We start from the raw sequence: 10,279 nt of genomic DNA on the forward strand, positions 1-10,279 counted from the left end.
GCCGCGGCATGGGCCTCGCCGATCTCGACCGCCGGCAGCTGCGCGGTATTGCGCGCCAGCGATCCCATCATCAGCGCGAGTCCGGGCAGGATCATGCCGCCGGCGAAGCGAGAGCGCGCCGGCGTGCCGCTGCTGGCGTTGCTGGCGTCGCTGCCGCCACTGCGGTTGCTGGCGTTGCTGGCGTTGCGGCCATCATTGCCGTCACTACCGTCGCGGCCGTCCGGCGCCAGCACCACGTCGATCGTGGTCGCGGTGCCGGCCGTGACGATCAGCAGATTGCCCTCGGGCAGATGGTGGCGCGCACCGATGCCGCCGACCCAGCGGTCGACGCCGAGCTGGCTCGGTTCTCGATAGCCGTTGTCCAGCGTGCCGTGCGACGCGGTGGCGCGGGCCCAGTGCACCGCCGGCGGACCGCCAAAGGCATCGGCCAGCAAGGCATCGACCTCGGCCGCGATGACAGGGCCGGCCACATTGCTGATCCACACGCCGCGCGGTGCGCCCTCGGCATCGGCCAGCGCGCGCCATTCGCCGGCCAGCGTGGCCAGCGCTTCATGCCCGCAGGCACCGCCGGTGCGCCACGGCACCGGCAGCGCGCCGGTAACGGGGGCGCCGAGCGAGGCCGCGTCGCACCAGGCCCACTTCAAGCGGGTATTGCCGATATCGATCAGCAGCACGGTGGCGTTCGCGGTGGTATCTGCGGCAGCGGCCGCGGCGATGTCCGCGGCAGCGTCAGCGGCAGCGCCCGCGGTGGTGTCCGCAGTGGCGGTCGCATTGGCGTCGGCGGTGGAGTCAGCAGTCGCGTTCGCATTGGCGCTCGCATTGGCGTTCGCATTGGCGCGCGCAGTGCCGCTCGCATTGGCGCGCGCAGTGCCGCCCGCAATGGTGTCCGCATCCTGGTTCGCGCTCATCGCGCCCCCTCGCCGGCGGGCCGCAGCGACAGCTCGCCCGAGGCGATCCGCTGCAGCCCGTTTGCGGTTTCCAGCAGCAAATGGCCCTCGTCGTCGACGCCGCGCGCCATGCCCTCGGCCTGTACCGCGCCGTCGTGCAGCAGCCGCACCGGCTGGTCGCGGTAGGCATCGCGCGCCGACCAGCGCCGCGCCATCGGCGCAAAGCCGTCGGCAAGGAAGGCGGTGCGCATCGCCGCCAGCCGGTTCAGCACCGCGGCCAGCAAGTCGGTCGGGCCATGCTGCGGGTCGAATCGGTCCATGCATTCGGTGACGCCGGCCAGCGAGCGGCCGAGCGCGGCCTCCATCGCGGCGTCGCGCACCAGGTTCAGGCCGATGCCGACCACCGCCCAGACCCGCTGCGGCCCCGCCGGCACCGATTCGATCAGGATGCCCGCCAGCTTGCGCCCGTCGATCTGCAGATCGTTCGGCCATTTGAGGCCGACCGCCTTGCCCAGCCGTGCGTCGACATCGTTCAGCGCGTCCGCAAGCGCCAGCCCGACCGCGAGGCTCAGCCCCGCCAGCCGCGCCGGGGGCAACGCGAGCGGCATCGCCACCGAGAACGTCATGCCGGCCTGCCCCTGCCAGGGCCGCCCCTGGCGTCCGCGGCCGGCGGTCTGCCGGTAGGCGAGCCGGAGCATGCCGGCCTCGCCCCACGGGGCCCGACGGCAGGCCTGGACCAGATCGGCATTGGTCGAGCCGGTTTCCTCGACGATCTCGAGCTGCCACTGCCGGGCCTCTTCGGCCAGCGCGGCCCGCAGGCGGACCGGATCGATACGCCAGGCAGGCGGCAAGGAGGACGAAGACGCGGGGGAATCGATCGGGGCGGCGGTCATGCGGGCGGAGGGAAGCTGGAATTCGGCGGCGGCCCATGGATATCGGGCCATGCGCATTGTAGCCGCGTCCACTTTGGCGCCTGCCGGCGCGTGGCTTAAAATCGGCTTTCGCACCTTACATCGGTCAGCCATTGGAACGCTATACGAAGCCGGACATCGCTGTCACGCAACAGGACGGCACCGCCGCCGTGCAGTTGCAGGGAGACTGGACCGCGCTGTCGCTGGCGCAGGAGCGCTGCGCCCATGACCTGCGCCGGCAGCTGCAGGCACTCGTTCCCGGCACGGCGCGCTGGCAGCTGAGCGGCATCGGCCGGCTCGACCATATCGGCGCGCAGCTGTTGTGGCAGGCCTGGGGCGAGCGCTTTCCGGCCCATCTCGAGGCCACGGACGGCCAGCGCCGCGCCTTCGAGCGGATCGCCGCGGTACGGCGGCACGGCTGGAAAAAACGGATGGTCGACCGCTTCAACCCGGTCACGCTGCTCGGCGCCTCGATGCTGTCGCTGTTCTCGCAGCTCGGTAACGGCATCGCGATGCTGGGCCAGTTGTCGCTGGACCTGCTGCGCTTCGCCGCCGCGCCGCGGCGCGGCCCGTGGCGGGAGATCTCGGCCAACGTCTACAGCATCGGCTACAAGGCGCTGGGCATCACCGCGCTGGTGGGTTTCCTGATCGGCGTGGTGCTGGCCTATCTGCTGGCGAACCAGCTGCGTACCTACGGCGCCAGCGTCTTCATCGTCAATATCCTCGGCCTGTCGGTGATCCGCGAGCTCGGTCCCGTGCTGGCCGCGATCCTGGTGGCGGGCCGCTCGGGTTCGGCGATCACCGCGCAGATCGGCGTGATGCGCGTGACCGAGGAGCTCGACGCGATGCGCGTCATGGGCATCTCGCACAGCTTCCGGCTGATCATGCCGCGCGCGATCGCGCTGGCCGTGGCGATGCCGCTGCTGGTCGCCTGGACCGCGCTGCTCGCGCTGATCGGCGGCATGGTGGCGTCGAACATGCAGCTGGGCCTGAGCCCGGTCTTCTTCCTGCGCGAGCTGCCCAACGCGGTGCCGGTGGCCAACCTGTGGCTGGGCCTGGGCAAGGGCGTGGCCTTCGGCATGCTGATCGCGCTGACCGCGTGCCACTTCGGCCTGCGCATCAAGCCCAATACGCAGAGCCTGGGCGAGGGAACGACCGCGTCGGTGGTCACCGCCATCACCGTGGTGATCGTGGCCGATGCGATCTTCGCGATCCTGTTCAAGGATGTCGGCATATGACGGCGAGCATCGATACGCGGGCCGGCACCGTCGGCGGCACCGGCGGCGGAACCCCGCCTGGCGCACGCACCCCGATCATCGAGGTACGCGGCCTGGTCAAGCGCTTCGGCGATACCGTCGTGCATGACGGCCTCGACCTTGAGGTCTATCGCGACGAGGTGCTGTCGATCGTCGGCGGCTCGGGCACCGGCAAGACCGTGCTGCTGCGGCAGATCGTCGGCCTGGAGCGGCCCACCGCCGGCACCATCCGCCTGTTCGGCGAGGACCTCGCCAGCCTCGATCCGGCGCGGCTGCAATGGATGCGCAACCGCTGGGGCATGCAGTTCCAGCGCGGCGCGCTGTTCTCGTCGCTGTCGGTGATCGACAATATCGCGCTGCCGCTGCGTGAACTTCGCTGCCTTCCCGACAATCTGATCTGCGAGGCGTCGCTGCTCAAGCTCGAACTGGTCGGCCTGTCGGCGCGGGACGCCGACAAGATGCCGGCCGACCTGTCCGGCGGCATGATCAAGCGCGTGGCGCTGGCTCGCGCGCTGGCCCTCGAGCCGGAACTGGTGTTTCTGGACGAGCCCACCGCCGGCCTGGACCCGATGGCGTCCGACGACTACGTCGCGCTGATCCGCGAACTGCGGCGCGAACTGAAGCTGACGGTGGTGATGGTGACGCACGATCTGGATACGCTGGTGGCGCTGTCCGACCGCGTCGCGGTGCTGGCGGACCGCAAGGTGCTGGCGGCGCTGCCGATCCCGCAGCTGGTGAAGATCGACCATCCCTTCATCCGCGAATATTTTCTCGGCGAACGCGGCCAGCGTGCGCTCAGCGCGCTCAGCACGCAGAGCGCCGGCGCCAACCCTGCATCGGACGTGGCGGCCGTGGCGCGCCACGCTGGAGAGTCGTGATGGAAAACAAGTCGAACGCCTTTCTCGCCGGCGTGTTCACCATCGGCCTGGCCGTGCTGGTGCTGTTCGCGCTGTTCTGGTTCGGCACCGACCATACCGAGCGCGTGCCCTACGACCTGGTCACGCGCTCGACCGTGACCGGGCTCGGACCGCAGGCCGACGTCAAGTACCGAGGGCTGACGGTGGGCCGGGTCGAGTCGATCCGCTTCGATGCGTCCGTGCCGGGCCAGATCATCGTGCGCATCAGCGTCGACAAGGAGGCGCCGATCACGCGCACGACCTATGCGACGCTGGGCCTGCAGGGCGTCACCGGCATCGCCTATGTGCAGCTGGACGACACCGCGGCGCAGGAAGGCAGCACCGCGCCGTCGCCGCCGCTGGAGACCTCGCCGCGCGCGGTCGCCCGCATCCAGATGCGGCCGGGCTTCTTCGAGGAACTGGAGCGGCGCGGCGATTCGCTGCTGACGCAGGTCGAATCGCTGATGGCCTCGCTCAACGACATGTTCCAGGGCGAGAACCGGCGCGAGCTGATGACGACGATCCGCTCGATCAAGGAAGGCGTCGACGACTATGCCCGCGTCGCGCGCGCGCTCGAACCGGCCGCGCGGCAACTGCCGCAGGTCACCGCGAACCTGAACGCCACGCTGAAGTCGACGCAGCAGCTGACCCGCGAGCTCGGCAGCCCCGACGGCACGCTGATGCGCACCGTCGACGGCGTCGGCCAGCAGTTGCGCGCCGCGGCGGGCTCGGTCGAGCACGCGGCCAACAATCTGAACGACCAGACCTTGCCCCAGCTCAACGGCCTCGCGCGCGATGCGCGGCAGACGGTGCGCAGCCTGGACCGCGCCGCCGGCCAGTTCAACGAGCGGCCGCAAAGCGTGCTGTTCGGCGGCTCGGCGACCCCGCCCGGTCCCGGCGAGGACGGCTTCAGCGCGCCATCCGCGGGGACCGCACCGTGAATCCAACCCTGTACCGGGAACCGACGCCCATGACCGACGCTGCCCCGCTCCGCCTCACCCGCCTTTCCGCCGCGCTTCGCCCCGGCGCCGGCGCAATGCTGGTCGTTACCCTGCTGGCCGCCGCGCTGCTGACCGGCTGTTCGCTGCTGCCGGATACGCCGCAGAGCACGACGTACGATCTCGGCCCGCCCACCGCAGCACCGTCGGCCGCAGCGGGCAAGACGCTGCCGCGGCTGCGCGTGCTGTCCACCGATGGTCCCTCCTGGCTCGACGGCAACGCGATCCACTACCGGCTGCGCTATGCCCAGGCCGAACGCCTGCAGCCCTATGCGACGCAGCGCTGGATCATGTCGCCGGTGCGGCTGTTCGACGAGCGGCTGCGCGAAGCGGTATCGGCCCGCGGCGAACTGAGCTGGGGCGGCGACACGCAGGCGCCCGCGCTGAAGGTCGATATCGTCGACTTCGAGCAGGTGTTCGACAGCGCCGACAGCAGCCGCGGCGTGGTGCAGGTGCGCGCGACCGTGATGCGCAACGGCATGATCGGCCAGAAGACCTTCACCGCCGAGCAGCCCGCCCCCAGCGCCGACGGCGCGGGCGGCGTGCGCGCGCTGGCCGGCAGCACCGATGCCGTGATCGCGGCGATCATCGACTGGGTGGCGACGCTGCCGGTACGCTGAATCGGTACGCCATCACAGCGGCACCATGAAACAGGCCGATCTGCCTCCGTCCTCCACGCCGCCGGACCCGCGCTTCGCCGCGATCCCGCCCGAGAGCGCCAGCACGCTGCGGCATTCGCCGCTGGCGCGCTTCGGCCTGCTGTGCATGACGCTGCTGATGATCTACGCCAGCCTGTATCCGTTCACCGGCTGGACCGACAACGGCATCTCGCCGTGGGCCTTCCTCAATGCGCCCAAGCCGCGCTACATCACCGACTTCGATCTGCTGACCAATGTGCTCGGCTATTGCCCGTTCGGCGCGCTGGTGGTGCTGTCGCTGCATCCGCGCGTGACCGGGGCGCGCGCCGCGCTGCTGGCCTTCGCGGCCGGCATCGTGCTGTCCGGCGCGATGGAGGCGCTGCAGACCTGGCTGCCCAACCGCATTCCGTCGAACATCGACCTGATGACCAATGCGCTGGGCGCGCTGCTGGGCGGCACGATGATGGCGCCGTTCGCCAGCGCGATGATCGACCGCGGCACGCTGCGGCGCCTGCGCATCGCCTGGTTCGAGTCGCACGCCAGCTTCGCCATCATCCTGATCCTGCTGTGGCCGTTCGCGCAGATCTTCCCGCAGGAGCATCTGTTCGGCATGGGCGGCCTGGTGCGGCAATGGCTGACCAATCCCGAGTCGTGGCCGATGCAGCTGGTGCAGTGGGTGTTCCCCGGCTTCCTGCGGCTGCAGGAGGACATCGGCCTGCGCCCCGACGACATGCAGCAGCACCAGTTGCTCGAATCGCTGGTGACCGGCTGCGCGTGGGTCGGCACCGGCCTGTTCGCCTCGGTGGCAATGCGCCGGCAGGCGCCCACGCTGCGCATCCTCGCCGGCCTGCTGGCCGCCACGCTGCTGCTCAAGGGGCTCGCAGCCGAACTGCAGTTCCCGGCGGACAACGCCTTCAATTGGCTGTCCGAGGGCGGGCGCTACGCGCTGGTGACCGGCACGCTCGCGCTGGTGCTGCTGGTGCGTCTGCCGCGCCCGCTGCGCGGCATCCTGGCGATGAGCGCGCTGCTGACGCTGGTGATCCTGACCAACGTGCTGCCGCCCAATCCCTACGCCTGGGTCTCCGAACAGGGCTGGCGCCTCGGCCGCTTCGTCCATTTCAACGGCCTGGCCCAATGGCTCGGCTGGCTGTGGCCGTTCCTCGCCTTCTGCTATCTCGCCTGGCGCGTCGAGCAGTTCGGACTGACCCGGCGAAGGGAACGGCGCAGCCGTGGGGCGCGGCGAAACGCACCGAACACCGGCGACGCGGCCTAAGCCCGCACCGCAATCCCCTCTTCCCGCAGGCGGTCCCTTATCCGTTGCGCAAAGGCCAGCGCGTGGGGGCCGTCGCCGTGCAGGCAGACGGTGTCGGCCTGAATCGGTATCCATTGCCCGTCGATGGCGCGGACCTTGTGGTCGCGGACCATCGACAGCGTTTGGGACAGCACGGCCTCGTCGTCGTCGAGCAGCGCGCCGGGCGTGCCGCGGCGGACCAGCGAGCCGTCGGGGTTGTAGCCGCGGTCGGCGAAGACCTCTTCCTTGACCGTCAGTCCGGCCTCGCGCGCGACCTCGATCATCACGCTGCCGGCCAGGCCGAAGAAGGTCAGCCGCGGATCGAAGTCCCGCACCGCGTCAACGATCGCCTGTGCCTGCGCGCGGTTGCGTGCGGCCTGGTTGTAGAGCGCGCCATGCGCCTTGACGTGGGCGAGGCGGCCGCCCTGGGCCCTGACGATCGCCGCGAGCGCGCCGATCTGGTACAGCACGTCGGCATAGATGTCGCGCGGGTCGCGCTGCATCTCGGTACGCCCGAAATTCTCGCGATCGGGGTAGCTCGGATGCGCGCCGATGGCGACGCCTTTGGCCAGCGCCCACTGCACCGTCTGCAGCATGGTCGACGCGTCGCCGGCATGCCAGCCGCAGGCGATATTGGCCGAGCTGATCAACGCCAGCAGCGCTTCGTCGCTGCCGCAGCCTTCGCCGAGGTCGGCGTTCAGATCGATCTGCATGACGGGTCTCCAGGATGGTTCGGTCGGTTCGTTGCGTTCGTTCGGTTCGTCGGGCTCGGTGCGCGCGGTGCGCTCGGTGCGCTTGGTTCGTTCGTTGCGTTCGTTGCGTTCGTTGCGTTCGTTGCGTTCGGTTCGATGCGTCGGTGCGTCGGTGGGTCGGTGCGCTCTGTCCGTTCGTCGCGTTCGTTGGGTCCGCTCGCGTCACGGCAGCGTGGCGTCGGCCGGTGACAGCCGGCGCGTCATCGCGCGCCGCCGCGCGGCCGGCGCCTGTGCCCCGGTCCGCGCCTCCGACTGCCACGCCACCGCCTGCGCGATCTGGCGCAGATAGGTCTGCACCTGCATGCGCGCGGCCTCGGCTTCCTCGAGGCTGACGCGGTGAAAGCGCACCGCAGCGCCCAGCGGCGCCTGCGCGAGGCGCCACAGATCGGCCTCGATGACGACGCCGATCTTCGGATAGCCGCCGGTGGTCTGGGCGTCGGCCATCAGCACGATCGGCTGACCGCCCGGCGGCACCTGCATGACGCCCGGCACCACGCCATGGGACAGCAACTCCGGCGCACCGGGCCGCCGCGCCAGCGCGGGACCTTCGAGCCGGAAGCCCATGCGGTTGCTATTCGGCGTGACGATCCACTCCGCCTGCCACAGCGCCTGCTGGGCATCCGCCTCGAACTGATCGTACTCCAGCCCGGGCAGCATGCGGATCGGCAGCGCGCGGCTGTCGGCGGATGCTGCCGACAGCGACGACTGCGGCGTCCGCAGCGACTGAGGCGACTGCCACGACTGCGGCGGCTGCGACGGCGACGACGACTGCTGCGATTGCTGCGGCGGTGACGACGGAGACGACGGAGACGACGGAGACGACGGAGACGACGGAGACGACGGAGACAACGGCGACGGCAACGCCCACGCGGGCGCCAGCACGCCGATCGGCGGCAATGGCGCCGGACCGAAGCCGGGCCGTAGCGCCGCCAGCCGATCGCCCCGCCGCAGCGCGCGGCCCTGGTGTCCACCGAAGCCGGCCTTCAGGTCGGTGCTGCGCGAGCCCATCGCCAGCGGCACGTCGATGCCGCCGGCCACGCACAGATAGGTACGGGTGCCGCCACGGGGGGCGGGCAGCGTCAGCGTGCTGCCGGCGCGCACGTCGAACGCATGCCAGCACCAGACCGGCTCGCCGTCGAGATCGGCGCGGCATTCGGCGCCGGTCAGCGCGATGCGCAGGTCGGCATGGAAGCGGAGCGTGGCGCGGCCCAGCGTGAATTCGATGGCGGCCGCGCCGGGCGCGTTGCCCAGCAGCAGATTGCCGACCCGCAGCGCGAGGCTGTCGAGCGCGCCGGTGCCGCCGACGCCGAACCGGCGCATGCCGTTGCGGCCGAGGTCCTGGATCGACGCCAGCGCGCCGGGGCGAAGGATCTCGATCATGGGCGCTCCGGCTTGGCGATCGGCCCGGCGCCCGATCTGGCGTCCGGTCGCGCCGCCGACCCGGCATCCGATCCGGCATCCGGATTGGGGGCCGATCCGGCGTCCGATTTGTCTACCGATTTGTCTACCGATTTGTCTACCGATTTGGCAGCCGATCCGGCCACCGATGCCACCACGAAGCGCACGGTGTCGCCCGGCGCCAGCAGCGAGGGCGGATCGCGCTCGGGCAGGAACAGCGGCAATTCGGTACGTCCGATCAATTGCCAGCCCCCGGGCGCGGCCGCGGGATAGACGCCGGTCTGCTCGCCGCCGATGCCGACGGCGCCGGCCGGCACCGCGAGCCGCGGCTCGGTTCGGCGCGGCGTCGCCAGCGCGGGGTCGAGTCCGCCTAGATAGGCGAAGCCGGGCTGGAAGCCGAGGAAGTAGACGGTATAGGTACCGGCGCTGTGCCGCCGCACCACTTCCTCGGGCGTCAGGCCGGTATGAGCGGCGACGTCGGCCAGATCGGGACCGTCGTCGCCACCGTAGCGGACGGGAATCTCGACGACGCGGCCGGCGACCTCGGGGCCGGCGTTGGAGCCGGCGTTGAAGCCGGCGTTAGGGCCGGCGTTGGAGCCGGCGTTGGAGCCGGCGTTGGGGCTGACGTTGGGGCTGACGTTGGCGCGGCCGTGGGCGTGGGCGTGGACCTCGCCGCTGACCTTGCCGCCGATGTTACCGCCCTCCCCGCGCGCCCACGCCTGCGCCAGCGCGGCTTCGAGCTGGTCCGGGTCGGCCCCGTCGTCGAACAGCACCGTCAGGCTGTTCATGCCGGGATAGGCGTCCACCACGCCGGGCCATGCGCCGGCCAGATCGGCCATCGCCCAGAAGCGGCGTTGCACGTCGAGCGACGCGGGAGGCGGCACGCTGCACAGCAGCGCGCGCTCGGCAAGGCGGTGGATCGTGCAGGTGGCCATGATGGTGATCGGTGCGGAATCCAGGTGGCGTGGCGGGTCCGGAATGCGTTCGGGAATGCGTTGGGAGATGCGTTCGGCAATGCGCCCGGAATGCTGTCCGGAATGCTGTCCGGAAAAGCGCGGTGGAGCCCGCCATGCGTCTTATCGGCAATTTATCGAGAAAGTGAGTTTTGCGAAACCTGTGGCGCCATGCCGGCGCCTAGGGTTTTCCATAGCGGCGCGCGCCGATAGTTGATTAGATCAATCGTCGATGTCCCGCTTAAATTTGCCCGCAACCTCGCAGAAAGGAACCTCACGGAGACGCCATGACATTCGCA

General features: G+C 70.5%; 9 protein-coding genes and 1 pseudogene. 5 read left to right on the forward strand and 5 right to left on the reverse strand.

The window, feature by feature from the left end; genetic code table 11:
* A partial coding sequence (locus tag AC6EI8_RS19800) for a type III pantothenate kinase (protein WP_498382680.1) occupies positions 1-908 on the reverse strand: 908 nt, incomplete at its 3' end.
* Positions 905-1,780 carry a biotin--[acetyl-CoA-carboxylase] ligase gene (locus AC6EI8_RS19805; protein WP_149317604.1) on the reverse strand — a complete coding sequence of 292 codons (876 nt, stop codon included), beginning with the start codon at positions 1,778-1,780 and terminating at the stop codon, positions 905-907. The genes AC6EI8_RS19805 and AC6EI8_RS19800, both read right to left, overlap by 4 nt.
* 131 nt (positions 1,781-1,911) lie before the next feature.
* Here AC6EI8_RS19805 and AC6EI8_RS19810 point away from each other — a divergent pair, with 131 nt between their 5' ends.
* From AC6EI8_RS19810 to AC6EI8_RS19830, 5 genes are all read left to right on the forward strand, one after another.
* The gene (locus AC6EI8_RS19810) at positions 1,912-3,036 is read left to right on the forward strand and encodes an MlaE family ABC transporter permease (RefSeq protein ID WP_150083253.1); all 1,125 of its coding nucleotides are present in this window, start codon (positions 1,912-1,914) and stop codon (positions 3,034-3,036) included.
* A complete protein-coding gene (locus tag AC6EI8_RS19815; RefSeq protein ID WP_223819595.1) occupies positions 3,033-3,932 on the forward strand; it encodes an ABC transporter ATP-binding protein in 900 nt (299 codons plus the stop codon). Before AC6EI8_RS19810 ends, AC6EI8_RS19815 begins: the two co-directional genes overlap by 4 nt.
* Complete coding sequence (locus tag AC6EI8_RS19820) at positions 3,932-4,891, forward strand: MlaD family protein (protein WP_187829131.1); 960 nt, start codon at positions 3,932-3,934, stop codon at positions 4,889-4,891. The genes AC6EI8_RS19815 and AC6EI8_RS19820 overlap by 1 nt, the downstream gene beginning before the upstream one ends.
* Before the next feature lie 95 nt (positions 4,892-4,986).
* Positions 4,987-5,568, forward strand: coding sequence for an ABC-type transport auxiliary lipoprotein family protein (locus AC6EI8_RS19825; protein ID WP_223819594.1), 582 nt, complete (start codon positions 4,987-4,989; stop codon positions 5,566-5,568).
* A 25-nt stretch (positions 5,569-5,593) separates the two neighbouring features.
* A complete protein-coding gene (locus AC6EI8_RS19830) occupies positions 5,594-6,859 on the forward strand; it encodes a VanZ family protein (RefSeq protein WP_150083251.1) in 1,266 nt (421 codons plus the stop codon).
* On the opposite strand, the gene pxpA is transcribed toward AC6EI8_RS19830, so the two are convergent.
* The 3 genes and pseudogenes from pxpA to pxpB all read right to left on the reverse strand — a co-directional run.
* Positions 6,856-7,590 (reverse strand): 5-oxoprolinase subunit PxpA, encoded by a 735-nt coding sequence (gene pxpA, locus AC6EI8_RS19835; RefSeq protein WP_149317328.1) that lies wholly within the window; start codon positions 7,588-7,590, stop codon positions 6,856-6,858. The genes AC6EI8_RS19830 and pxpA overlap by 4 nt on opposite strands.
* Positions 7,591-7,791: 201 nt before the next feature.
* Complete coding sequence (locus AC6EI8_RS19840) at positions 7,792-9,009, reverse strand: 5-oxoprolinase subunit C family protein (protein WP_498382681.1); 1,218 nt, start codon at positions 9,007-9,009, stop codon at positions 7,792-7,794.
* Between the two features lie 161 nt (positions 9,010-9,170).
* A pseudogene (gene pxpB / locus AC6EI8_RS19845) lies at positions 9,171-9,962 on the reverse strand (5-oxoprolinase subunit PxpB); the annotation flags it as partial.
* Positions 9,963-10,279: the final 317 nt, after the last annotated feature.

This window comes from Cupriavidus sp. R6-3, assembly GCF_059772245.1.